This window comes from Spiractinospora alimapuensis (genome assembly GCF_018437505.1).
In the GTDB taxonomy this organism is placed as follows: Bacteria; Actinomycetota; Actinomycetes; order Streptosporangiales; family Streptosporangiaceae; genus Spiractinospora; species Spiractinospora alimapuensis.
This window is the reverse complement of sequence record NZ_CP072467.1, coordinates 2,471,462-2,495,091: the sequence shown is the minus strand read 5'-3', so window position 1 is coordinate 2,495,091 and position 23,630 is coordinate 2,471,462. Positions and strand designations below refer to the sequence as shown.

Genomic DNA, 23,630 nt, shown 5'->3' with positions numbered 1-23,630 from the left:
GGTGTGCCGGATGAGCGGCAGCCTGCCACCGTCCGGTTCCTCCCACAAGGCCCAGATAACGTCGGAGTGTCGCCCTTAATCCTCGATCTGGCCGCGCTTGCGGCGCCGGATCCGCTTCTGGTGTTTCCGCTGGGCGTAACGAACCTCGACCGCTCCCATCAGGGCCACGCCCACGATGTTCACGATCGGGGCCGCGGGGTCGCTGACGCTGGGCTGGTCGCCCTCGAGCCCGTAGCCGCCCATGATCCCGATACCGTGCACCCGGACCCGGACGTCGTCCGGGACGATGATCTCCACGCCGCCCATGACCGCGTTCGCGTGGATGGTGGACTCCCGCGCGGTGAAACTCGCCTCCCGCAGGTCGATCTCCACGGCCCCCATCACCGCTACGGCGACGTAGGTCTCCGACATGGTCCAGCCGCCCGACACCCCGGACCCGGACATGAGCGCGAAGGAGAACCGGGAGGTGGGCTGCTTGTCCACGATCCGGCTGGCGCCGTAGATCGGGGCCGAGGATCCCTCGGCCGGAGCGGCCTTGGGCTGGTTCTCCACCGCGTTGCCGGGGGCGTCGGGGAGGTCGGCGAGCAGCGGAACGAGGTCCCCCGTCGTCTTCGCGCCGTAGGCCTTGTCGAGGCGTTCGGTGTGTTCGTCGGCGTCGAGTCGACCTTCGGCGAAGGCCTCCCGGAGCCGGGCGGCGACCGCGTCCCGTTCGGCGTCCGAGGCGCGCATCTGGGATGGATCGTTGTTCTCCGAAGGGGGAATTTCATTCATGATTCTGAGTATCGTGCTCAATCGTGGCGCTGTCATGTGTCTCGCCTCCGGCGTCGCGCGGACACGACGCATCGCGGTCGGGCCAGATAGTCGCCGACCGGGAACCCGTTCCCGAGATTCAGTGCGGCGGCAGGATCCCCTGCCGGATCGCGGTGGTGACCGCGGCGGTGCGGTCAGAGACTCCGAGCTTGGCGTAGCAGTTCATCAGGTGGGTCTTCACCGTGGTGGCGCCGATGTACAGCCGCCCCGCGATCCTGGCGTTACTCAGCCCCTCCGCCGCCAGGCGGAGGACCTCCAGTTCGCGTTCGGTGAGCTGTGGGGTGTCGCGGCGCTCCCGCATCCCGGACACGAGCTTGCCGGCGACACCGGGGGCGAGCACGGTCTCGCCCCGCGCGGCGGAACGCACCGCGTCGGCGAGTTCCCGCCGCGGCGTGTCCTTGAGCAGGTATCCCGCGGCGCCCGCCTCCACGGCGCGCAGGATGTCGGAGTCGGTGTCGTATGTGGTGAGCACCAGGACCCGACAGTCGGGTTGGTCGCGTAGTAGGTCGGTCGTCGCGTCGACACCGTCGCCGCCCGGCATGCGTAGGTCCATCAGCACCACGTCCGGGCGCAGTGAGGCGGCGACGGTGACGGCCTCGGGGCCGGAGGCGGCCTCGCCCACGACCTCCAGGTCGGGTTCGGCGGTCAGCATGCCGCGGACACCCTCCCGCACGATGGGGTGGTCGTCCACCAGGAGCACGCGGATCATGCGGGGCTCTTTTCGGTCCGGAGTCGGGGTACGTCGAGGGAGACGGTGGTCCCCTCGCCGGGGGAGCTGCGCACGGTACAGGTCCCGCCGACGTGACGTACACGGTGTTGGATGTTGTCCTGGCCATGGCCGGACGAGGCGGCCGTCGGGTCGAAGCCCACCCCGTCGTCGGTGACGGTGAGACGAACGGCGTCCTCCCCGTACTCCAGGCGGAGCACCACGGTCTCGGCCCGGGCGTGCTTGCGGATGTTGGCGAGCGCCTCCTGGGCGGCGCGGAGCAGGCCGACTTGTACCGGCTGGCCCAGGTCGGTCGACTCCCCGACGACGTCCAGGTGACTGCGGATGCCGAGCTCGTCGCCCAGCCGGCTCGCGAGTCGGCGCAGGGCGGCGTCCAGCGTGCTCTCCGCCAGCTGCACCGGAGCCAACGCCGCCACCAGCGCCCGGGCCTCGGCGAGGTTCTCCTGCGCCGTCTCCCGCATCAGGCCCACGTGGCGCCGCGCCGCCTCACGATCGGTGTCGAGTTCGGACTCCACCACCTGGGCGAGGGTGACGATGCTGGTGAATCCCTGGGCGAGCGTGTCGTGGATCTCCCGGGCGAGCCGCTCGCGTTCGGCCATTGCCCCCGTCTCCTCCGAGAGTCGCTCCACGTCGGCCTGACTGCGGCGGAGCTGGGCGATGAGCTCGCCCCGGATCTCGCTCTCCATCACGACCCGCTTGATCCACGTACCGAACCAGTAGGCGAACAGCAGGATGAGGACGTTGACCATCATCGTGATCGGCAGGTCCGACCACTCGACCGCCCCTGTGGAGGCCCTGACGAGCTCCGGCAGGATCAGGATCGCGCCCCCGGAGAGGGTGCCGGCCGCCGCCCCCGCCGTCATGAACAGCAACGGGGAGATGATGAACAGCCCGAACAGCGCCATCGGCGAGATGAGGACGACGGGGAGATACAGCACCATCGCGCCGATGGCGAACACCCAGGCGGTCCCGCTCTCGTAGTAGCGGTCCTGGTCCCGCAGGATGCGCATCCCGAGCGTCAGGTACCAGATCGCCAGCAGCGCCACGAGCGGCAGCGCCACCCAGATCCACGGCGGGTCACTGGTGACGGCCGACACCACGGTGATCACGACCAGGCCGACGGCGAAGAACACCTGCCAACTCGTGGACACGGGGTTCATGGGATCGAGAGTCTCCGCCGTCCCATCCCCAGCCTGCATGTTCACCGGTGATTCCTTACCCGTCTCTCGCCGTCTTCCACCGGAAGGTGAGAAGACACAGTACGAACCCAACGACACACCATAGGCCGAGCATCCCGGCGACGAGGGGCAGGTCGTAGGCACCGGAGGGTTCCATCGCCTCCATACCGTCCGGGTAGAGGGCCGCGCGCATGCCCTGCGCCATCCACTTCAGCGGGAACGCCGACGCGACGTTCACCACCCAGTCGGGCAGCTCCGAGATCGGAACGAAGATGCCGGACACGAACTGCAGGATCAGGAACGGGCCGACGACGATGCCCGACGCGGAGTTCACGCTGCGGGCGACACTGCTGATCGCCATCCCGAGCAGGGCACAGGTGATGGTGCCCAGCACCATCACCCAGGCGAACGTCAGCCAGGCGGCCGCGTCGTCGGGGAGGGTCACCCCGTAGAAGACCGTCGCGATGAGGAACAGGAGGGCCAACTGGCCCAGCGCGAGTACGAAGACGAGGAACGTCTTGCCGATGAAGTAGGCGGCGGGCGGCATCGGTGTACCGCGCAGGCGACGCAGTACGCCGGAGGTGCGTTCGTAGGCGATGCTGATGCCCAGGTTCTGGAAGGACACCGACATCAGGCCCATGGCGATCAGGCCGGGCAGGAAGAACGCGGTGGGATTGATGTCCCCGGTGCCGCCGTCGAAGATCAACGAGAAGAGGACCAGGATCAGGGCCGGCAGCGAGAAGGTGAAGAAGACGGTCTCCTTCTCCCGGAAAAACTCGCGGGTCTCCAACCACGCCCGGGCCGCCCCGATGCGCAGCGCACCGGGAAGGGCGGGGGCGTCGGTCGTGGGGCGCGCGGCCGGGGGCGTGCGTGTGTCGCTCATGCCGCGACCTCCTGCGTTTCCGTGGTTGCGTCCTCGACGGTGTTCTCAGCGATCAGCCGCAGGTAGGTCTCCTCCAGCGTCGGCCGGTGCACGCTCAGCTCTGGGATCTCCCCGGGGAACCGCTGGACCAGCCCCGCCACGACCCTGGTGGGTTCGTCGGTCGTGACCTCCTGGCGTTGGGCGTCCTCCAGCCAACTCACCGTGGCGCGTCCGTCCGCGCGTCCGCCCAGGGTGTCGGGGTCGCCCTCGGCGACGATCCGCCCGCTGGCGATCACGGCCACCCGGTTGGCGAGCGCCTCGGCCTCGTCGAGGTAGTGGGTGGTGAGCAGGATGGTGGTGCCGTCCTGGGCCAGTCCGCGGATCAGCTCCCAGAAGTGGCGACGGGCCGCGGGGTCGAAGCCGGTCGTCGGCTCGTCCAGGAACAGCAGCTCCGGGCGGCCGATGATCCCCAGCCCCACGTCCAACCGGCGCAACTGCCCACCGGAGAGCGAACGCACCGAGGCGCGGGCCTTCTCCGTCAGGCCGATGAGGTCCAGGACCTCCGCCACGGGACGCGCCCTGGGGTAGTAGGTGGCGAAGTGCTCGAGGATGTCCACGACGCGCAGTGGGGAACTCTCCACCGGCTTCTGCCACACGATCCCGATCCGGGCCCGCCACGCGCGGTCGGCCGCACCCGGGTCGACGCCGAGGACGCGGACCGTGCCGGCGTCACGCGTTCGGAACCCCTCCAGGATCTCCACGGTGGTGGACTTTCCGGCCCCGTTCGGCCCCAGCACGGCGAAGATCTCGCCTCGGTGGATCTCCAGGTCGATCCCGTCAACGGCCACGTTGGCGCCGTAGGCCTTGCGCAGCTCGGACACGGACACCGCCGCGTCTGTACTGGTTGTCTTGGTCATACCTTCGAGTCTGTCGAGCGGACCCCCGTCGGCGGCACCGCCACCAGGTCCGACCCGCCTCCTCCGATCGGAGGAGGCAGTGATCCTCCGGCCAGGGCGCGAGAGACCACACAATCACCGCGCGACACCCCCGCGAACCGCACACCCGGCCCCCGCCGCACGGGTAAGCTCGGCGGGCGTGCTGATCCTCCTGCCCCCCTCGGAAGGCAAGGCGTCCGCCGGTGACGGACCGCCCCTGGACCTGAGCCGGCTGAGCCTCCCCGGCCTCACCTCCACCCGCGAGAAGGTGGTCGACGCTCTCGTCGAGACCTCCCACGCCCCCGACGCCGCCGACGTCCTCGGGCTCACCCCGCGCCAGGCGACGGCCCTGGACCACAACAGGGCGTTGCGTTCCGCCCCCACCCTGCGCGCGGCCACGCTTTACACCGGAGTGCTCTACGACAACCTGGGCTTGGCGACCCTGCCGAGCACCGAGCGTCTCGTCATCTTCTCCGGCCTGTGGGGCGCGCTCTCACCGGAGGACCGGGTGCCGCCCTACCGACTGTCCATGGGCGTCACCCTGCCGCCCGTGGGACCACTCGGCGCGGCCTGGCGGCCCGCACTCCAGGAGACCCTCGGCGCCCGGGACGGACTGGTGGTGGACATGCGCTCCGCCGCCTACGCCGCGGCCTGGAACCCGGGCGAACGCGGCGTCACGGTCCGCGTCCTGCGCGAGGTGGACGGGCGGCGCAGCGTCGTCAGCCACATGGCCAAGGCGACCCGGGGCGCGGTGGCCCGCGCCCTGATCGCCGCCGACGCGACCCCCGAGTCCCCACAGGACCTGGCCCGAGACCTCACCGAGCTCGACTGGCACGTCGAGCTCCGCGAACCCCAACGCGCGGGACGCCCGTGGGGACTGGACTGCGTCGTGGGGAACTGACCCCGCCAGGGCAGGTGGACGTGCACACCCACCGGTTGGATGTGGCGGAATCCTGGTGGGGGAGCAGGGCTGGGGGTGTGGGGGTCAGAAGAGGCGGAGCATGTCGGGCTCGATGCCGCGCATCTCCTCGTAGTCCAGCACCACACACCCGATATCGCGGTCCTCGGCCAGGGTCCGCGCCTGTGGCTTGATCTCCTGCGCCGCGAAGATACCCCGGACCGGGGCCAGGGTGGTGTCGCGGTTGAGCAGCTCCAGGTAGCGCGTCAGTTGCTCCACCCCGTCGATCTCGCCACGGCGCTTGATCTCCACCGCGACCGTGGCGCCGTCGGCGTCGCGGCAGAGGATGTCCACCGGGCCGATCGCCGTGGGGTACTCGCGGCGGATCAGCGAGTAGCCCTCGCCCAGGACGTTGATGTGGTCGGCGAGCAGCTCCTGGAGGTGCGCCTCCACCCCGTCCTTCTGCAGGCCGGGGTCGGGGCCGAGCTCGTGGGAACTGTCGTGGATCAAATCCTCGATCGTGAGGACCAGTTTCTCCCCCGACTTGTCGTGGGTGACGGTCCACACGGCGTCGCCGGTTTCCTCGTCCACCCGCTCGCGCACGGTGCACGGCGGGTTCATCCAGTTCAACGGTTTGAAGGCGCGATCGTCGGCGTGGATGGACACCGAACCGTCGGCCTTCATCAGGACCAGACGCGGGGCCATCGGGAGGTGGGCGGTGAGCCGCCCCACATAGTCGACGCTGCAGCGGGCGATAACGAGACGCACAGCAACGCACGTTACCGCGAACAGGGACCCTGTGCGTCATCCAAGACCACAATGAACGCCATAACCATTTTCATGTGGCGTCGGCGCTACGCACTTCTCACCTACAGGAGTCATGACCTGCGGCCCCGCTCGGCCCTAACGTCTCCACTGCACGATCGACCATTGGGAAGGGGATTTCATGTCGCTGACGGTCTCGCCACAGCTACTGGAACGGGCCGAGCGGGGAGAGGTCGAGGACGCCGCCTTCATCGACTGCATCCGGGAGTCGCTGCCCTACGCGTGGGCAACGGTCAGCGGTCTCGCGGAGGAGGTCCGCGCGGGGGCGCCCTCCGCCGCCAACGAGGTACCCCCACCGGGAGAGGCCGAACGCGGCCAGCTCCTCCGCGCCATGGCCAGCGACGCGATGCGCGCCGCACTCGAACGCCACTTCGGGATGCGCATCGCGTTCCAGAACTGCCACAAGGTCGCCCTGTTCGCCGCCACGGAGACAGCGGCCCACGCGGCCTTCGTCACCCCCCGCGCCCAGTTGCTCAACCAGTCCCCAGAACTGGTCGACTGCTAACGCGCACTCTCGTGTGGGTTCGCGGCCACCACCGCTAGGGGGAACCCACACGCCCCACCCACGGGCGTAACCCCCCACGCCCGTGGCCCCAACGGCCGTGCGACGCACGGCCGCTTTTCATGTGGCGGACGTGCCCGCCCAGCGGCCCCGCCACCCAGGTCCAGCCCCGAGTGGTGTGGGGGCTAGGCCCCGCCGTCCGAAGTCAGGAACCCGACCGGCGGTCCACCCTGCGTGCGCAGGGGTTTCGTCGTCAGCTTCTGGGCGGTTGAGCGCAACCACGGTCCATCCCCGCGTGCGCGGGGGTTTCTCGGATGGGGCCCATGCGGCCTTGAATGGCACCGGTCCATCCCCGCGTGCGCGGGGGTTTCTCACCGAGCACACCATGCCCGGACACCAGTGGCGGTCCATCCCCGCGTGCGCGGGGGTTTCCCAACGCAGGGCTGGGCCACGCCCCGATCGAGCGGTCCATCCCCGCGTGCGCGGGGGTTTCGACGACCACCAGAAAGACGGTGAATGCGTCGACGGTCCATCCCCGCGTGCGCGGGGGTTTCGGAGCCGACATCAGACCTCGAGGCACTCGTGCCGGTCCATCCCCGCGTGCGCGGGGGTTTCGGCGAACGCAGGGTCATGTTCGACGTCGACGTCGGTCCATTCCCGCGTGCGCGGGGGTTTCAGGAATGCTCCCGGGCCACCGTGTCACGTGCGCGGTCCATTCCCGCGTGCGCGGGGGTTTCAGCGAATGAGCTGGGGTGATGTGGGGGCGTTACCGTTCTGCAATGGTCAATGAGGGCGCGTGGACGAAAGGTGGCCATAATTCAGTTGGGCTAATCGGGTGAGCGGTGCGATATCGCCCAGATCTCCGAGGGGTGCGCGTTCTGTCGGGTGGGGATCGCGGACCGGGTCAGTCCGCGAGGGGTGGGGTGTGGGGGGTGGGGTCCTGGAAGTCGCCGTGGCTGACGCGGAGTTGGCGGAGGACGGTGAAGAGCTCCCAGTGCTGCTCTTCGGTGTAGGTGCCGAGGCCGAAGTCCATGGCGAGGAGGTCGCGGGTGGCCTTCTCGACGACGTTGCGGCCCTCGGGGGTGATCTCGGCGAGCTTGCCGCGGCCGTCGTTGGGGTTGGGGCGGCGCTGGACCAGACCCTGGACCTCCAGGCGGTCGATCGTGTTGGTGACACTCGTGGGGTGCACCATCAGCCGCTCGCCGATCTTGTTGAGTGGCAGAGCGCCGGTGGAGCTGAAGGTCAGCAGCACCAAGGCCTCGTAGCGGGCGAAGGTCAGCCCGTAGGGGCGTAAGGTCGCGTCCAGTTGCGCGATGAGGATCTGCTGTGCCCGCATGATCGACGTCACCGCTGCCATGGGAGGCGACGCTCCCCACCGGTTGACCCAGTTTTCGTGCGCACGTTCGATGGGGTCGAAAGGCAGGTTCAACACTCCGTCACTCTATCGCCCGGAGGAGTCCCGACTGGTTCTCGTGCGAGCTCAGCAGCCGGTCCACCGCGGCGTAGGGGTCGATCCTCCCCTCGGCCACTTCCTCGGCCAGGCCGTCCAGGCGCTCCCCCCGAGGGCCGGCGTGCAGCCAGGCGCGGATGCGGTCCACGGCGATCGCCTCGACCTCCGCCCGGGTGCGTGACCGCCGTCGCCGCGCCCCCTCGCCGCTCTCCATCAGGTAATCCGAGTGCTGGTCGAGCCGCTGCACGAGCTCGTCGATTCCCTCACCGGTGTTCGCGATCGTGGTCAACACCGGTGGGCGCCAGTCGTGCTCGGCGCGTTCCCCGCGCGCCGCCATCTCCCGGATCTCGCGCACCATGCTGCGCGCGCCGTCGTGGTCGGCCTTGTTCACGACGAACACGTCGCCGATCTCGAGCACACCCGCCTTGGCCGCCTGGATGCCGTCGCCGCCGCCGGGCGCCACGAGCACGACCGTGGTGTCGGCCAGGGACGCCACCGCAACCTCGGCCTGGCCCACGCCCACCGTCTCCAACAGCACGGTGTCGAAGCCCGCGGCGTCGAACACGCGGACGGCGTGCGGAGCGGCGCGGGACAGGCCGCCGAGGTGCCCTCGGTTGGCCATCGACCGGATGAACACCCCGGCGTCGCCCGAGTGGTCCTGCATCCGTACCCGGTCCCCGAGCAGGGCGCCGCCGGTGAACGGTGAGGAGGGGTCGATCGCCAGCACCGCGACCTGCTCGCCCTGGGCACGCAGCGCGGACACCAGCGCGTTGGTGGAGGTGGACTTGCCGACCCCGGGCGGGCCGGTGAGCCCGATCACGCGGGCTCCCCCCGCGTGCGGGGCGAGGCCGGCCATCACCTCCTCCTGGGTCTCGGCACCGGCCTCAACCAGGGAGAGGGCGCGCGCCAGAGCGCGCCGATCCCCGTTGATGAGCCGCTTGACCAGATCCTCCGGATCCACCTGGCCTCCTACCGTCGGGATAGGGACATCATGCTCGGGGTGTGCACGGAGATCAGGCACCGGCGACGTCCAGCAGTAGCGCGTCACCCTGACCGCCGCCACCGCACAGCCCCGCCGCGCCCCGCCCGCCGCCACGTCGCCGCAGCTCGTGCACCAGGTGCACCACCAGGCGGGCGCCGGAGGCTCCGATCGGGTGGCCGAGGGCGATGGCGCCACCGTCGGGGTTGATCACGTCGGAGTCGGGTGCGAGGCCGAGGTCACGAGCCGAGTGGATACCGACGCTGGCGAACGCCTCGTTGATCTCGATCAGGTCCAGGTCGGCGACGCGCAGTCCGGCCTTGTCCAGCGCCTTGTGGATGGCGTTGGACGGCTGGGAGTGCAGGTCGGTGTCGTCCGGTCCGGCGACGGCGCCGTGCGCGCCGATCTCGGCGAGGATCTCGCAGCCGTGACGCTCAGCCGCGGCCCGACTCATCACCACCACGGCGGCGGCGCCGTCGGAGATCTGGGAGGCGGATCCCGCGGTGATCGTGCCGTCCTTGGCGAACGCGGGACGCAGCCGGGCGAGGGACTCGGCTGTGGTGTCGGGGCGCACGCCCTCGTCCTCCGCGACGGTCTTCACCTGCCCACCCCGCTGCGGGATGTCCACCGGGGCGATCTCCGCCGTGAAGCGGCCGTCCTTCATGGCGGCCGCGGCACGCTGGTGTGAGCGGGCGGCGAAGGCGTCCTGCTCCTCGCGGGTGATCCCGCGCTTGGCGTTCCCGCGTTCGGTGCCGGCGCCCATCGACTCGTCGTCATAGGCGTCGGTGAGGCCGTCCCGAGCGATGACGTCGAGCACCTCGACGGAGCCGTACTTGTAGCCACCGCGCGCCTTGGGCAGCAGGTGCGGCGCCCCCGTCATCGACTCCATGCCGCCCGCGACGACGACCTCGCACTCGCCGGCGTTGATGAGCTGGTCGGCGAGGGCGATCGCGTTCAGCCCGGACAGGCAGACCTTGTTGATGGTCAGCGCCGGTACGGGGAGGGGAAGACCGCCGGCCAGGGCCGCCTGGCGCGCCGGGTTCTGTCCCGCGCCGGCCTGGAGAACCTGGCCCATGACCACGTAGTCGACCTCGCCCGCCCGCTCGCCGGCGAGTCCCGCCCGGTCGAGCGCCGCGCCGATGGCCGCGCCCCCAAGTTGCGCCCCGGTCAGGGGAGACAGCGCCCCCATCAGGCGTCCGATCGGGGTGCGGGCTGCACTGACAATGACGGCACCAGGCATGGCGTGGACCTTTCTGCGATGCGCTCCTCCTCCCATGAAAGCATGGTGACCCCCTTCCGGGATTCCCGGCCAGCGGCTCGAGCGGGGGCGAAGTGGTGGCCGGCCCCGCGTTTGAGATCATGTCCGGAGGTAAGCGGTGGGGCAGTGTCGGTATGGAGGTAGTCGCCGGTGTTCTCTCGGATCGATCACGTCGGGATCGCGTGCCACGACCTCGACGCCTCAATCGCCTTCTATCGGGACACCTTCGGGTTCACCGTGAGCCATGAGGAGGTGAACGAGGAGCAGGGCGTCCGCGAGGCCATGCTGCGGGCCAACGGCACGGACGACGGCCAGGCCAGCTACATCCAGCTTCTGCAGCCGCTGCGGGAGGACTCCCCGGTCGGGAAGTTCCTGGCCCGCAACGGTGAGGGCGTGCACCACGTCGCCTTCGGCACCGACGACGTCGCCGCCGCCGGCCAGGCGATGCGCGACCGTGGCCTCAGAACTCTGAGTGAACATCCCCGAAACGGGTCAATGGGCTCGTCCATCATGTTTCTGCACCCGAAGGACTGTGGTGGGGTACTCACCGAGATGGTCCAGGCCTCCGGCACAGAGACACACCAGACGTAACAAGGTCGTCACTTTTCGTTTTTCGCCCATGTCTACTGGGTCGGACGTCCAAAGGTGCGTGAGACCTCCCCCCGAAACCCCTTCCCGACTGGCGCGGTCTTGATAAAGTCGCCTCACTGCCGGTTTGGCGACGTTCGCCGCTGATTGAGAACTCGCCGCAGTAACCTGCCTAGCGCAGCCACGGGGTGGGGCGCAGCTCGCGACTCAACCAGGCTCGGGGAAGCCGAAGTTGAGGCAATGCACGAAGGACCGTAATTGTCGTCACCCTCGGCAGCGCCCCGGCGCACGATAAGCAAACAGCCGTCTCGTCTCCCGTTCAGGATTTCACCTCATGCCGTCGAACATTGATTCCCAGCTCCAAGACATCCACAACAGCGATAACCAGCCGGCCGAGTTCGATGTGGTCCTACGCGGGTACGACCGGCCGCAGGTACACGCCTTCATCGCCGAGCTCGAGAGCAAGAAGCAACAGGCGCAGGAGTCGGCGCAGAAGTACCAGCAGGACCTAGCCGACACGCGACGCCAGTTGGAGGAGCAGGAGCGCCCCACGTACGCGGGACTCGGCGCGCGGATCGAGCAGCTTCTGCGTCTGGCCGAGGAACAGGCCATCGAGCTGGTGCAGGGCGCGCGCACCGAGGCCAACGAGATCGAGGCTGCCGCGAAGGTCGAAGCGGCCGACATGCGGGCCAACGCGGAGAACGACGCCTCCGAGGCGCGCTCCACCGCGCAGCGCGAGGCCACGGAGATGCGCAACGCCGCGGAGTCCGAGGCCGAGGAGATCCGCACCACCGCCCGGCGCGAGGCCGACGAGCTCACCTCCACCACCGAGCGCGAGGTCCTGAAGAAGCGCTCCGCCGCTGAGCAGGAAATCGCGGAGAAGCAGCGCTCCTTCGACGCCGAGATCAAGAAGCTGCGCACCACCACCGAGCGTGAGTGCACCCAGCTCCGCACCACCGCCAAGCGGGAGCGCGACGACACCATCCAGGCCGCCAAGCGCCAGGCCGACGAGATGCGCGCGCAGGCCCAGCGGGTCTTGGAGGAGAGCGAGGCCAAGCGGGCGCAGGAAGAGGCCGACTTCGAGATCCAGATGGCGGCCCGCCGCGAAGAGGCGGAGCGTCTGGACGAGCAGCGCCTCGCCGAGTCCCAGGCCGCGATCCAGAAGCGCGTGTCGGAGGCCGAGGAGCTCGCCTACGCCGCCGAACAGCGCAAGGACAAGGCCAACGCCCAGGCCGACCAGGCCCGCCGCGACGCCGAGGCCCACGCCAAGCAGGTGCAGTCCACGGCGAAGAAGAACGCCGAGCAGGTCCTGAGCGACGCTAAGGCCAAGGCCGAGCACATGGTCAGCGACGCCAAGGCCGAGCGGGACCGCCAGGTCACCGCGATGCAGCAGGAAGTCGACCGACTGCAGAAGCAGAAGGAAGGCATCGAGGCCGCGGCGGCGCAGTTCCAGCAGATGCTGTCGAGCTTCGGCAGCGGAGGAGCGGGCCTCGCCGCGCAGGCCGCCGTCGCCGCCCAGCAGGAGGCGCCGACGATCGAGCAGGCGCCCAAGGCCGAGCAGCCGGCGATCGACCGGACACCGCCCCCCGCCGCCGAAGCGGCCCCGGCCGAGGCTCCCGCACCCGCGGCGCCCAAGCAGGCCAAGGCCAAGTCCGGGGACGACGAGGAGTGGTGGCAGGAGTAGGCCGCCGGTCCTTGACCAACAAGCGTGAATGACTGAGGCCCGGCCCTCGCGGTGGTTCGCCGTGAAGGCCGGGCCTCAGTCGTTGAGTGTGTGGCGCTACGCCTCGGGCACCGTGGTGTTCTGCCGCGCGGTGACCCACCAGCGGTCGCCTTCCTTCACCAGCACGTAGGTCGCGATCATGGAGTGCCGCTCCGACCGCGGCGTACCGTCGGCGTCGGTGGCCCAGGCCAGCTTCCGCGCCACCGCCACGTCGGGCCGCAGGAACTCCACGTGGTCGAGCTCGTACCGCGCGGTCTCCTCCCGCAACGGCCCCGCCAACAACGCGGCGTTCGTCTCCGCCATCGCCCCACGTCCCGTCAGCACGCCCCCGAAAGCGTTGACGGTGTACCCGTTCTCGGCGAAGTGCTCCACCAACAGCCCGGCGTCGTTCCCGTTGAACCCGTCCTCCACATCCTTGACGATCGCCGCGATCGCCACCCGGTCGGCCTCATGGTCCCCACCCTTGTCGACGATCTCCGGCGCGATCTGGGTGCGGTGCGTTGATGTCGTCATGGGGGAGACCCTAGAAATTCAAGTGACCTTGAAGTCAAGTGGTTGGTCCCGCCCAGTGAGCTGAAGCGAACCGCAAGAGCGGTCACCCCCGCACGCGGGGAACGCACCACCTGGCCAGCATGCAAGAGGCCGGAATCGAGGGACCATCCCCGCGCGCGGGGAACGCATCAGTCGCATCAGTTCGTCAGACAGAGACCCATGGGACCATCCCCGCGCGCGGGGGACGCATACTCTCTGACCTGCGCGCTTACCACTGGCAAGCCTCGAATTTCATCACTTCTCGAAATTCGGACATATCAGGCACCTGTCCCGTGGTCGGCTCGAACGTCAACTCCGTGACTCCCTCAGCCATCAGACCACAACCGCTTCCGAAGTACAGGGCCCAAAGCGCACGGATCGTCTGTGGATCTCACGGGGGCAAGCCACACACCCCGAGAACCGGTCCATCCCTGCGTGGGCGGGGAAGTGGCCGCACATCGTCCACGGGCTCGCGGCCTCCTACAGGCCCTTGTCGACTCCGTACTCGCCGTCCCATTCGGTGGGGAGGGGGGCGGACTGGGGGGCGATGTGGCGGGTGATCTCGTTGAGGACGGTTCGGACGTAGGGTTCGCCGACCCAGAGGTGTTTGGCGCCTTCGACGGGGATCACCTCGGCCTGGGGGATGGCGGCGAAGCGCTGCTTAGCTTCTTCGGGGCGGAGGTAGTCGTCGAACTCGGGGATGAGGGCGACCACCGGTTTGCCGGAGTCGGCCCAGACCGCGAGGTCGGCGTCGTCGGCGCGCTTGAGGGGTGGGGACAGCAGGATGGCGCCCGCGACGTCGGGGTCGCAGCCCCACTTGAGCGCGAGCTCGGTGCCGAACGACCATCCCAGCAGCCAGGGGTGGGGAAGCTCCTCGAACTCCGCGAACTCGATGGCGGCGAGAACGTCGTGCTGCTCGGTCTCGCCGTCACCGAACGAGCCCTCACTGGTGCCGCGACGTGAGGTCGTACCGCGCGTGTTGAAGCGCAGCACCGCGACGTCGGCGAGTGCGGGGAGCCGGAAGGACGCCTTGCGCAGCACGTGGCTGTCCATCATGCCCTCCGCGGTGGGGAGGGGGTGGAGACAGACCAGGGTCGCCACCGGAGTGCGATCCTCCGGAGGCAGCGCCAGTTCGCCGACGAGCTTCAGCCCGTCGGCGGTGTGCAGCGTGATGTTGTGCCGCGCGGCGGGCAGCACGGTGCTGGCACGGATATCCATACGAGTTCCTTCCCCAGAGTCGACTACCGGCGCGGCGGTCGCGTCGAACGGTCGGCCCGCTTGCTCCAACACGACGAATGCCAGTGCCGCCGGTCCTCACCCTGCCCACCGGCGCGCCAGGCGACCACGTGGGGCATGCCGGGCGGGATCTGCTGTCCGCAGCCGGGACACCAGTAGGCCTTCGTGGCGGCGGTGGCACTGACGCTGCGCACCGCCCAGTCGCCGTCCGGCGCGCTCTCGCGTCGCTCGGCGCCGGTGGCCCGCAGGAGGTCGATCGGCGCGTGGGCTCGGCCGTTGTCCCCGCGTCGACGGGGTGTGTTGCGGCGGGGCACGGTGCTATTCGGGGTCGTCGGCGTCGCCGGTGTCACTGGACAGCAGCGGGGCCGGGACGGACCCGGACCCCAACCCGGCGTCGTGGATGGCGGCGAGGGTGGCCAGGAGCGCGTCGTGCCCGTACTCGTCGGCGAGTTGGATGGGCCCGCGCGGGTAGCCGCAACCGAGCCGGACGGCGGTGTCGACGTCGTCGGCGGAGGCGTAGCCCTCGGTGACCATCCACAGGGCGTCGTTTAGGTGCGGGGCGAACATGAGGTCCCCGAGAGCGAACGGAGACTCCTCGATCAGCGCGGCCAGGGGGCTGTCCGGGCTGGGCTCGGCGGTGGCGGTCGCGCCGGCCGAGTAGTCGTAGAATCCGCGTCCCGACTTACGGCCGTGCATCCCGGCGGCGACCATCCGGCGCAGCAGCGGGGCGGCGGCGAAGCGTGGCGTGCGGAACTCCTCCCACAGCACGTCCATCACCGCGAGGCACACCTCCAGCCCCACCATGTCCGCGAGCGTGAGCGGGCCCATCGGGACCTCGGCCGCCGCCACGGCGGCGGCGTCGATCTCCTCGCGGCTCGCCACCCGGCGCTCGTACAACGAGATCGCGTGGTTGATGTAGGGCACGAGCAGCGCGTTGGCGACGAAACCCGCGCGGTCGGAGACGACGATGGGCGTCTTGCCCAGGCGCTTGGCGACCTCCCGGGCGACGTCGAGCGCTCCGGGGTCGGTCGCGACGGTGCCGACGACCTCCACCAGCTTCATCACGGGTGCGGGGTTGAAGAAGTGCAGACCCACGACGTTGTGCGGGCGTGAGGTCAGGGACGCGATCTCGGTGACGGACAGGGACGAGGTGTTGGTGGCCAGGATCGTGCCGCGGGCACAGATCCGGTCCAGGTCGGTGAAGACGTCCCGCTTGATGTCCATTCGTTCCGGGACGGCCTCCACCACGAAGTCGGCGTTGGCCAGCGCGGTGCGGTCGGTGGAGAACGACACGCGGCCCCGGATCGCGCTCTCCTCCTCGGCCGAGATCCGCCCCTTGTCGAGGGCGCGCGCGAGGGAGGAGTGGAGACGTCGTCGTCCCTTCTCCAGCGCGTCGTCGTCGATCTCGACGCCAACGACGTCGAATCCCGCTCGTGCGAACACCTCGGCGATTCCAGCACCCATGGCGCCGAGCCCGATCACGCCAACCCTGTCGAATTCCCGCATAGTTCCTCAGGGTAGGTCATGGCTTACCGCCCCGCCCGTCTCGAGCCACCCCTATCCGCGGGGTCCGCCGCGACGCCCCACGCGCGGGAGATCCCCGACGGGGCAGCGTGTCCGCCGCCTGGCACCCCCACCCTTTCGGAAATTAATTGGACGTCCTAGTATTGGGGGTATGGCTGACGCTGAGGAGATCGCCCAGGGGCACGCGCGGTGGCAGGCGCGGTACGACGCGGCTCGGACTCGGGACGCTGACTTCTCCACCCTGTCCGGGGAACCCGTGGAACCGGTGTACGGGCCGCCCCCCGGGGTCGACGTCCCCGGCTTCGAGCGGATCGGCTGGCCGGGGGAGTTCCCCTACACGCGCGGCCTGTACCCCACGGGATACCGCGGGCGCACCTGGACGGTGCGGCAGTTCGCGGGGTTCGCCGACGCCGAGCAGACCAACGAGCGCTACAAGATGATCCTCGCCTCCGGCGGCGGCGGACTGTCGGTCGCGTTCGACATGCCCACCCTGATGGGCCGGGACTCCGACGACCCCTTCTCCCTGGGCGAGGTGGGCCACTGTGGCGTCGCCATCGACTCGGTGGCCGACATGGAAGCCCTCTTCGACGGGATCGACCTCGGCCAGGTCACGACGTCGATGACGATCAGCGGTCCCGCGATCCCCATCTTCTGCATGTACCTCGTGGCCGCCGAGCGGCAGGGGCGGGACGTCTCCCGCCTGAACGGGACGCTGCAGACCGACATCTTCAAGGAGTACATCGCGCAGAAGGAGTGGCTGTACCCGCCGGAGCCACACCTGCGGCTCATCGGCGACCTCATGGAGCACTGCACCAACGAGATCCCCGCCTTCAAGCCGCTCTCCGTCTCCGGCTACCACATCCGGGAGGCCGGAGCCACGGCCGCGCAGGAGCTGGCCTACACCCTCGCCGACGGTTTCGGGTACGTGGAGCTGGGGCTCTCCCGCGGGCTCGACATCGAGACCTTCGCTCCGGGGCTGTCCTTTTTCTTCGACGCCCACGTGGACTTCTTCGAGGAGATCGCCAAGTTCCGCGCCGCGCGCCGCATCTGGGCCCGCTGGATGCGCGACCACTTCGGCGCCACCACCGAACGGGCGCAGTGGCTGCGGTTCCACACCCAGACGGCCGGTGTGTCCCTGACCGCGCAGCAGCCCTACAACAACGTGGTGCGCACCGCGCTGGAGGCGCTGTCGGCGGTGTTGGGGGGAACCAACTCCCTGCACACCAACGCCTTGGACGAGACGCTCGCCCTGCCGACCGAGCAGGCGGCGGAGATCGCGCTGCGCACGCAGGCCGTCATCATGGAGGAGACCGGTGTCGGCAACGTCGCCGACCCGCTCGGCGGATCCTGGTACCTGGAGGCCCTCACCGACCGCATGGAGGAACAGGCGGAGCTCATCTTCGAGCAGATCCGCGCCAAGGGCACGGCCGACCACCCGATCGGGCCCATCACCTCCGGGCTCCTCGCCGGGATCCGGGACGGCTGGTTCTCCGCCGAGATCGCGGAGTCGGCGACCCGCCACCAGCAGGCGCTGGAGAAGGACGAGAAGCGCATCGTCGGCGTGAACACCCACACCAGCACCATCTCCGGCCCCTTGGAGATTCTCCGGATCAGCCACGAGGTGGAGCGCGGCCAGCGGGAGCGCCTCGCCCAACGCCGCGCCGAACGCGACCAGCGGGCCGTGGACGACACCCTCGCCGCGCTGCTCACCGCTACCCGTGACCCCGCGACCCCGAACCTCATCCCCGCCATCCTCGCCGCCGTGCGCGCCGAGGCCACGCTGGGCGAGATCTGCTCGACGATGGGCCAGGAGTTCGGTCCCTACGTGGAGACCCCACGCTTCTGACCCACCCGCCCGCCGAGGCCCCGAAGACGACCGCCCCGGCGGGCCCACCGAACGCGACGGGGACGCCAGCGACCCGGTGGCGGCCCGCGCGACGGCGGGGAGTGAGGCGCCCGCCACGCCGCCAACACGTTCCCGCTGCCAAGCCCGCGACAACCCCGCCCACCGGCCACGTGCGGTGCTCCGTATAGGGCAGGATGGAAGCATGCAGCCATCGGACTTTTCCTCGCACGGCGCGGTAGACCTCGGAGCCCGCAAGGCCGCCATGGAGCGTGAAGCCAAACGGCAGTCCGCCGGGTCCTCCGGTGCGGCCAGCCAGTTCTCCTTCGACGTCACGGAACAGAACTTCCAGACCGACGTTCTGGAGCGTTCGACCCAGGTCCCGGTGGTGCTGGCCCTGTTGGCCTCGTGGTCGGACCAGTCCCAGCAGGTGGAGACGGCGCTGGACCGGCTCGTCGCGGCCTCGGGCGGCCAGTGGCACCTCGCGAAGATCGACACCGAGGCGTCGCCGCAGCTCGCGCAGGCACTGCGCGCCCAGACCGTGCCCATGGTCGCCATGGTCGTCGGCGGTCAGGTCGTGCCCGGCCCGGCCGGCCCCGCGACCGAGCCGCAGCTCCGCGACTGGCTGACCCAGATCTTCGACGCGCTGCGCCAGCAGGGCGTGATCCCCGAGGACGCGCCCGGCGTGGGGCCGGAGACCGACGACCTGGACGAACCGGAGCAGGGCAGCGCCGAGGCCGAAGCCGCGGCGGCTCTGCAGCGCGGCGACATCCCCGCCGCGGAGGCGGCGTTCACCCGCGCGCTGGAGGCCGACCCGAACGACGCCGAGGCCAAGGCCGGCCTGGGCTACGTCCGGCTGGTCGCCCGCGTACAGGCGATCGACGTGCAGGACGCCCAGCGCCGGGTCGCGGAGAACGCCGACGACGTCACAGCCCAGTGTGAGGTGGCCGACGCCGAGATGGCGGCCGGGCAGGTCGAGGAGGCCTTCACCCGCCTGGTCGGTCTGGTGCGCCGCACCCGCGAGGACGCGAGAGATCAGGCGCGCCAGCACCTCCTCGGACTCTTCGACGTACTCCCGGCGAACGACCCGCGCCTCATCAAGGGCCGACGCGACCTCACATCAGCCCTTTTCTGACGTCGCCGATCCGCAGAAGTGGGACAGCTCGCCCGCGAACAGGCCATATAGTGTCCGCCAGGAGGAGCCGGGAAGTCTCGCGGCGTCCCCCTGACGGACAGCGAACAGCCCGTCCGTGCGGCCCCTTTCCGCGGGCCCGCGCTGCGCCAGCCACCACGGGTCCCACCGTGAGCAGTGCTCGGGGGAGTCAGCGCCTGCTGAGGACGTGGCCGCGGCTCCATGAGTGAGCGACAAGGAGTTGACGTGGCCGCAGTCCCCAGCGTGTCCTACTCGATGACGGTGCGTCTCGAACTCGACGGTCAGGGGAGCGCTGTCAGCAGCCTGACCCGAGCCGTCGAGAGCGTCGGCGGAGTCGTCTCCGCCCTCGACGTCGCCGGTTCGGGACACGACCGGATCCGGATCGATGTCACCTGCGCGGCACGCGACACCGACCACGCACGCGAGATCGTCGAGGCCCTGCAGGGAGTCGAGGGCGTCACTGTCCACAAGGTCAGTGACCGTACCTTCCTGTTGCACCTCGGCGGGAAGATCGAGATGCGGTCCAAGGTGCCGCTGCGCAACCGTGACGACCTGTCCATGGCCTACACCCCGGGCGTGGCCCGCGTGTGCCAGGCGATCGCCCAGAACAAGGACGACGCCCGCCGCCTGACCATAAAACGCAACAGCGTCGCGGTCGTGAGCGACGGATCGGCTGTGCTCGGGCTCGGCAACATCGGCCCCGAAGCGGCGATGCCCGTGATGGAGGGCAAGGCCGCGCTGTTCAAGCGGTTCGCCGACATCGACGCCTGGCCGATCTGCCTGGACACCCAGGACGTCGACGAGATCGTCCGCACCGTGCAGCTCCTCGCCCCCACCTTCGGCGGCATCAACCTCGAGGACATCTCCGCGCCGCGCTGCTTCGAGGTCGAGGCACGCCTGCGTGAACTGGTCGACATCCCCGTGTTCCACGACGACCAGCACGGCACCGCGATCGTGGTCCTCGCCGCCCTCAAGAACGCCCTGCGCGTTGTCGGCAAGGACATCGCCGACGTCCGGATCGCGATGTCGGGCGCGGGCGCGGCGGGCACCGCCATCCTCAAGCTCCTGCTGCACGCGGGCGCGGAGAACGTGGTGGTGTGCGACGTCCACGGCGCCATCCACGCCAACCGTGGCGACGGCGACCCCAACCTTGCCTGGATCGCCGAACACACCAACAAGGACAACTACTCCGGGGACCTCGCCGGAGCCGTCCAGGGCGCCGACGTCTTCGTCGGTGTCTCGGCCCCCAACCTCCTTGGCGGCGACGACATCGCGGGCATGGCCGACGACGCCATCATCTTCGCCCTGGCCAACCCGGTCCCCGAGATCGACCCCGACGTCGCCCAGCTCCACGCGGCGGTCGTCGCGACGGGCCGCAGCGACTACCCTAACCAGATCAACAACGTGTTGGTCTTCCCGGGAATGTTCCGCGGGCTGCTCGACGCGCAGAGTCGTACCGTGGAGACGGACATGATGGCGGCCGCGGCCGACGCTCTTGCGGGTACAGTGTCGGACGAGGAGCTGGGCCCGCACTATATTGTGCCGAGCGTGTTCCACGCCGACGTCGCCCAGTCGGTCGCCGCGGCCGTTCGGGACGCGGCGCTGCGCGGGGGGCGTAGCTGAGGCAGTCGACGGGCAGGTGAGCGCGGTGGCAATGAAGATCCTGAACAAGGTCGTCCCCGAGAGTGAGACTCGGCCCGACCTATCACACGGTGACGACGGCGACAACGAGCGCTTCGCGCACTACGTGCAGAAGGACAAGATCACCGAGAGCGCGGTGACGGGTAACCCCGTGATCGCGTTGTGCGGCAAGGTATGGGTCCCCAACCGGGACCCGAAGAAGTTCCCGATCTGTCCTGACTGCAAGAAGATCTACGAAGAGATGATGGGCTGACCGACCCAACGGAGGTCATGGCCACGTCGCCTCGACCGTCGCGTGTCACCCCGGCCCCGCCGAGGTGACACGCGCCCACCCTTCCGTGCGCCTGCACGCCCCCGTTCCTCCGCCCGAGCGGACACACCGCGCCCCTCACGCGGCGACGCCTGGGCGTCAGGGACGCGCATGTTTGGGCGCGGGCCCGTAGCTTCGGGGGGAGCATCCACGCGGATCGCTGGTAGTCGGGGGTGGAGGGGCCCTGTTCTACTGGGCCGGGTCCATCGCAGTCCCAACAGGTCTGACAGGTCCCATCACCCGCACGGCGCCGCGCCTCCGGAAGGCGGTCTCCGCGTGCCCACTGGGCGCCGCGCACCAGCGGGCGTGGCGCCGGAAACCTTCATTCGCCCGTGGGGCTCTGGGGCGTGCCCGGGGCGCCCTCCACGACGGGTGACCGTAAGCGGGAGCCCGAGACCGCCTTTCCCGCCGGCACGATGGTGTGTGGTACCACCCCAGCCGGGTCCCCCGCCCCCCGAACGGACACGCTTCGCGTGTTGTGCCTTCTGGCTGGCGCGTTCCGCTCGGGCGGTGGCCTCGGCCGTTCGCGCGGCGACGCCTGGGCGTCAGGGACGCGCATGTTTGGGCGTGGGCCCGTAGCTTCGGGGGGAGCGTCCACGCGGATCGCTGATGGTCGAGGTCGGAGGGGCCCTGTTCTGCTGGGCCTGATCCGTCGCCGTCCCAACAGGTCTGATAGGTCCCATCATCCGCACGGCGTCGCGCCTCCGGAAGGGCGGTCTCCGCGTGCCCACGGGCCCTGGCGGGCATGGCGCGCCTTTCTCTGGGTCCTCGGGTTCGGGTGCCCACGCGCCCTCGGCCCCCACTCCCCACAAGGGACACGCCTTCCGCCTCGTACCAGCGGGCGTGGCGTCGGGATCTTCACTCGCCCGTGGGGCTCTGGGGCGTGCCCGGGGCGCCCTCCACGACGGGTGACCGTAAGCGGGAGCCCGAGACCGCCTTTCCCGCCGGCACGATGGTGTGTGGTACCACCCCAGCCGGGTCCCCCGCCCCCCGAACGGACACGCTTCGCGTGTTGTGCCTTCTGGCTGGCGCGTTCCGCTCGGGCGGTGGCCTCGGCCGTTCGCGCGGCGACGCCTGGGCGATAGGGACCCGCACGTTCGGACGTGGGCCCGTAGCTTCGCGGGGAGCGTCCACGCGGATCGCTGATGGTCGAGGTCGGAGGGGCCCTGTTCTGCTGGGCCTGATCCGTCGCCGTCCGAACATGTCTGACAGGTCCCATCTCCCGCACGGCGTCGCGCCTCCGGAAGGGCGGTCTCCGCGTGCCCACGGGCCCTGGCGGGCACGGCGCGCCTTTCCCTGGGTGGGTGCCCGCGCACCCTTCCCCCGGCCCCCCAAGGGACACGCTTTCCGCCTCGCATCAGCGGGCGGGGCATCGGGAACCTTGCTCACCCGTGTGGTCCCGGGGGTGTGGCCCCGGATCGCTCTCCGCGACAGGTGACCGCGAGCGGGAGCCTGAGACCGTCTTCCCTTCACCGGAGTCACGATGAGTGCGCGGTGCGACCCCGGCCGGCCCCCCCCAGAGCGGACACACCGCGCCCCTCACGCGGCGACGCACCGGGGAGCATCCACGCTCATCCCCGCGCGTCGGGGCGGACCCTGCGTGATCTGACGGACTCCAGCCGTCGGCCGGGACCGCGCGCCGCCCGGGTCGACGCGCACCCGCGACCCCCACGGACACACCACCACACCTCACGTCTATGGGGCGCGGTAGGCGAGCCAGGCGCGCCACATGCGGTCGGACTGGCCGGCGGTGAACTCGCGCATGCAGGCGTCGTCGGAGTAGTTCATGAAGTTGGTGACCGGGTCCTCGCCGGCCCGGTGGGGGCAGGTGTCGCGGCCGACGGGGCATCCCTTGGCGGCCTCGCGTTCGTAGGGGGTGTCGTCCACGTAGTCTCCCGGGGCGGAGCAGCCGTTCTGGAAGGTGTGGAACAGGGCGAGCCAGTGGCCGGTCTCGTGGACGACGGTGTGGCCCAGGTCGAAGTCGGTGCGTCCCCCGTCGGGGAGGGTGCGGTAGTCCACCACCAGCCCGTCGTCGGCGAGGTTCTCGCCAACCCGCTGGGGGAACGTGGACCGGCCCAGGATCCCCTCGCCGAGGTCAACGCTGTAGATGTTGAGGACGTCGGCCCCGCCCTGGCGGAGGTCGGACTTCAGTCGTTCCTCGTGGGTCGGGAAGTCGTGGAAGGCGTCGTCGTCCGCGGTGCGGGTGGTGTCGCGGAGCGTGAAGCGGAAACCGGTGTCGTGTCCCCCGAGTTCGCCCGCGAAGGCCTGATTCAGGACCTCGACCTGGTCGTCGACGGAGGCGTCGGAGTGGGCACCGGTCCCGTCGGAGCCGGAGATCACGTGGAACACGACGGGGATGGTCACCTCGCGCGCCCCCTGGGCCACCCGGTCGGGGGCGTCGCGCCGGAGCTGTTCGTCGAGCTCGGCGGCCTCCTCCGGGGTGATCGCGTGTGGATCGGGGACGCGGGGAATCTGTCCCCGGCCGTCCTCGACCGTGCCGCTGCCACACACCCGCGCGGGCGGGTCACCTCCGGCCGGTTCGTTGTCCGCCACGGCCAGGAAGAGGGTTCCCGCCGTGCTGATCGCCAGGGCGGCCAGAGCGGACGTCAGGCGCCCGCCGTGACCGATCGTCGCGATGCACATATGGGGCGACCGTA

22 protein-coding genes and 1 CRISPR repeat array are annotated in these 23,630 nt (G+C 70.0%); of the genes, 8 read left to right on the top strand and 14 right to left on the bottom strand.

Annotation, left to right across the window (positions count from 1 at the left end; translation table 11 throughout):
* Positions 1 to 75 precede the first annotated feature (75 nt).
* The 5 genes from J4H86_RS11370 to J4H86_RS11350 all read right to left on the bottom strand — a co-directional run bounded on the left by J4H86_RS11370 (position 76) and on the right by J4H86_RS11350 (position 4,494).
* Complete coding sequence (locus J4H86_RS11370; protein ID WP_236543469.1) at positions 76 to 771, bottom strand: DUF1707 SHOCT-like domain-containing protein; 696 nt, start codon at positions 769 to 771, stop codon at positions 76 to 78.
* 118 nt (positions 772 to 889) lie between these two features.
* Positions 890 to 1,519 carry a response regulator gene (locus J4H86_RS11365; protein WP_236543468.1) on the bottom strand — a complete coding sequence of 210 codons (630 nt, stop codon included), beginning with the start codon at positions 1,517 to 1,519 and terminating at the stop codon, positions 890 to 892.
* Entirely contained in the window at positions 1,516 to 2,697 is a 1,182-nt protein-coding gene (locus J4H86_RS11360) for a sensor histidine kinase (RefSeq protein WP_236543467.1), read from the bottom strand. The genes J4H86_RS11365 and J4H86_RS11360 overlap by 4 nt, the downstream gene beginning before the upstream one ends.
* Positions 2,698 to 2,752: 55 nt before the next feature.
* Complete coding sequence (locus J4H86_RS11355; protein WP_236543466.1) at positions 2,753 to 3,598, bottom strand: ABC transporter permease; 846 nt, start codon at positions 3,596 to 3,598, stop codon at positions 2,753 to 2,755.
* Positions 3,595 to 4,494, bottom strand: coding sequence for an ABC transporter ATP-binding protein (locus J4H86_RS11350; protein ID WP_236543465.1), 900 nt, complete (start codon positions 4,492 to 4,494; stop codon positions 3,595 to 3,597). Before J4H86_RS11350 ends, J4H86_RS11355 begins: the two co-directional genes overlap by 4 nt.
* 178 nt (positions 4,495 to 4,672) lie before the next feature.
* Here J4H86_RS11350 and J4H86_RS11345 point away from each other — a divergent pair, with 178 nt between their 5' ends.
* On the top strand, positions 4,673 to 5,413 hold the full coding sequence (locus J4H86_RS11345; RefSeq protein WP_236543464.1) for a YaaA family protein: 741 nt from the start codon (positions 4,673 to 4,675) through the stop codon (positions 5,411 to 5,413).
* 84 nt (positions 5,414 to 5,497) lie between these two features.
* On the opposite strand, the gene nucS is transcribed toward J4H86_RS11345, so the two are convergent.
* Entirely contained in the window at positions 5,498 to 6,178 is a 681-nt protein-coding gene (gene nucS / locus J4H86_RS11340; RefSeq protein WP_236543463.1) for an endonuclease NucS, read from the bottom strand.
* 178 nt (positions 6,179 to 6,356) lie between these two features.
* Between nucS and J4H86_RS11335 the strand changes: the two genes are divergently transcribed.
* Positions 6,357 to 6,740 carry an SCO5389 family protein gene (locus tag J4H86_RS11335; protein WP_236543462.1) on the top strand — a complete coding sequence of 128 codons (384 nt, stop codon included), beginning with the start codon at positions 6,357 to 6,359 and terminating at the stop codon, positions 6,738 to 6,740.
* 278 nt (positions 6,741 to 7,018) lie between these two features.
* Positions 7,019 to 7,474: direct repeats of the CRISPR family, unit length 29 nt; unit sequence CGGTCCATCCCCGCGTGCGCGGGGGTTTC.
* Positions 7,475 to 7,641: 167 nt separating this feature from the next.
* On the opposite strand, the gene J4H86_RS11330 is transcribed toward J4H86_RS11335, so the two are convergent.
* Genes J4H86_RS11330 through J4H86_RS11320 form a run of 3 tightly spaced genes read right to left on the bottom strand, consistent with a single transcriptional unit; the run spans position 7,642 to position 10,406 of the window.
* Positions 7,642 to 8,166 (bottom strand): MarR family winged helix-turn-helix transcriptional regulator, encoded by a 525-nt coding sequence (locus J4H86_RS11330; protein ID WP_236543993.1) that lies wholly within the window; start codon positions 8,164 to 8,166, stop codon positions 7,642 to 7,644.
* A 7-nt stretch (positions 8,167 to 8,173) separates the two neighbouring features.
* Positions 8,174 to 9,148 (bottom strand): methylmalonyl Co-A mutase-associated GTPase MeaB, encoded by a 975-nt coding sequence (gene meaB / locus J4H86_RS11325; RefSeq protein ID WP_236543461.1) that lies wholly within the window; start codon positions 9,146 to 9,148, stop codon positions 8,174 to 8,176.
* Between the two features lie 52 nt (positions 9,149 to 9,200).
* Positions 9,201 to 10,406: an acetyl-CoA C-acetyltransferase gene (locus J4H86_RS11320; RefSeq protein ID WP_236543460.1), complete on the bottom strand. Its 1,206-nt coding sequence runs from the start codon at positions 10,404 to 10,406 to the stop codon at positions 9,201 to 9,203.
* A 168-nt stretch (positions 10,407 to 10,574) separates the two neighbouring features.
* Between J4H86_RS11320 and mce the strand changes: the two genes are divergently transcribed.
* Together mce and J4H86_RS11310 are read left to right on the top strand one after the other, a co-directional pair.
* Positions 10,575 to 11,015: a methylmalonyl-CoA epimerase gene (gene mce, locus J4H86_RS11315; protein WP_236543459.1), complete on the top strand. Its 441-nt coding sequence runs from the start codon at positions 10,575 to 10,577 to the stop codon at positions 11,013 to 11,015.
* A gap of 331 nt (positions 11,016 to 11,346) precedes the next feature.
* Entirely contained in the window at positions 11,347 to 12,696 is a 1,350-nt protein-coding gene (locus J4H86_RS11310; protein ID WP_236543458.1) for a DivIVA domain-containing protein, read from the top strand.
* A gap of 96 nt (positions 12,697 to 12,792) precedes the next feature.
* Here J4H86_RS11310 and J4H86_RS11305 read toward each other — a convergent pair whose 3' ends face one another.
* The 4 genes from J4H86_RS11305 to J4H86_RS11290 all read right to left on the bottom strand — a co-directional run bounded on the left by J4H86_RS11305 (position 12,793) and on the right by J4H86_RS11290 (position 16,008).
* A complete protein-coding gene (locus J4H86_RS11305; protein ID WP_236543457.1) occupies positions 12,793 to 13,248 on the bottom strand; it encodes an SgcJ/EcaC family oxidoreductase in 456 nt (151 codons plus the stop codon).
* Between the two features lie 498 nt (positions 13,249 to 13,746).
* Positions 13,747 to 14,484 carry an alpha/beta hydrolase gene (locus tag J4H86_RS11300; RefSeq protein ID WP_236543456.1) on the bottom strand — a complete coding sequence of 246 codons (738 nt, stop codon included), beginning with the start codon at positions 14,482 to 14,484 and terminating at the stop codon, positions 13,747 to 13,749.
* A 23-nt stretch (positions 14,485 to 14,507) separates the two neighbouring features.
* Positions 14,508 to 14,816, bottom strand: a complete 309-nt coding sequence (locus J4H86_RS11295; protein ID WP_236543455.1) for an LIM domain-containing protein — start codon at positions 14,814 to 14,816, stop codon at positions 14,508 to 14,510.
* Positions 14,817 to 14,820: 4 nt separating this feature from the next.
* Positions 14,821 to 16,008 carry a 3-hydroxyacyl-CoA dehydrogenase gene (locus J4H86_RS11290; protein WP_236543454.1) on the bottom strand — a complete coding sequence of 396 codons (1,188 nt, stop codon included), beginning with the start codon at positions 16,006 to 16,008 and terminating at the stop codon, positions 14,821 to 14,823.
* Positions 16,009 to 16,177: 169 nt separating this feature from the next.
* On the opposite strand from J4H86_RS11290, the gene J4H86_RS11285 reads away from it, so the two are divergent.
* The 4 genes from J4H86_RS11285 (at position 16,178) to J4H86_RS11270 (ending at position 20,916) form a co-directional block, all read left to right on the top strand.
* Positions 16,178 to 17,872 (top strand): acyl-CoA mutase large subunit family protein, encoded by a 1,695-nt coding sequence (locus J4H86_RS11285; RefSeq protein ID WP_236543453.1) that lies wholly within the window; start codon positions 16,178 to 16,180, stop codon positions 17,870 to 17,872.
* Positions 17,873 to 18,074: 202 nt separating this feature from the next.
* A complete protein-coding gene (locus J4H86_RS11280) occupies positions 18,075 to 19,004 on the top strand; it encodes a tetratricopeptide repeat protein (protein ID WP_236543452.1) in 930 nt (309 codons plus the stop codon).
* Between the two features lie 243 nt (positions 19,005 to 19,247).
* On the top strand, positions 19,248 to 20,645 hold the full coding sequence (locus J4H86_RS11275; RefSeq protein WP_236543451.1) for an NAD-dependent malic enzyme: 1,398 nt from the start codon (positions 19,248 to 19,250) through the stop codon (positions 20,643 to 20,645).
* A 25-nt stretch (positions 20,646 to 20,670) separates the two neighbouring features.
* On the top strand, positions 20,671 to 20,916 hold the full coding sequence (locus tag J4H86_RS11270; RefSeq protein ID WP_236543450.1) for a DUF3039 domain-containing protein: 246 nt from the start codon (positions 20,671 to 20,673) through the stop codon (positions 20,914 to 20,916).
* 1,752 nt (positions 20,917 to 22,668) lie between these two features.
* Here the strand turns inward: J4H86_RS11270 and J4H86_RS11265 are convergent.
* A complete protein-coding gene (locus J4H86_RS11265) occupies positions 22,669 to 23,616 on the bottom strand; it encodes a zinc metalloprotease (protein ID WP_236543449.1) in 948 nt (315 codons plus the stop codon).
* Positions 23,617 to 23,630: the final 14 nt, after the last annotated feature.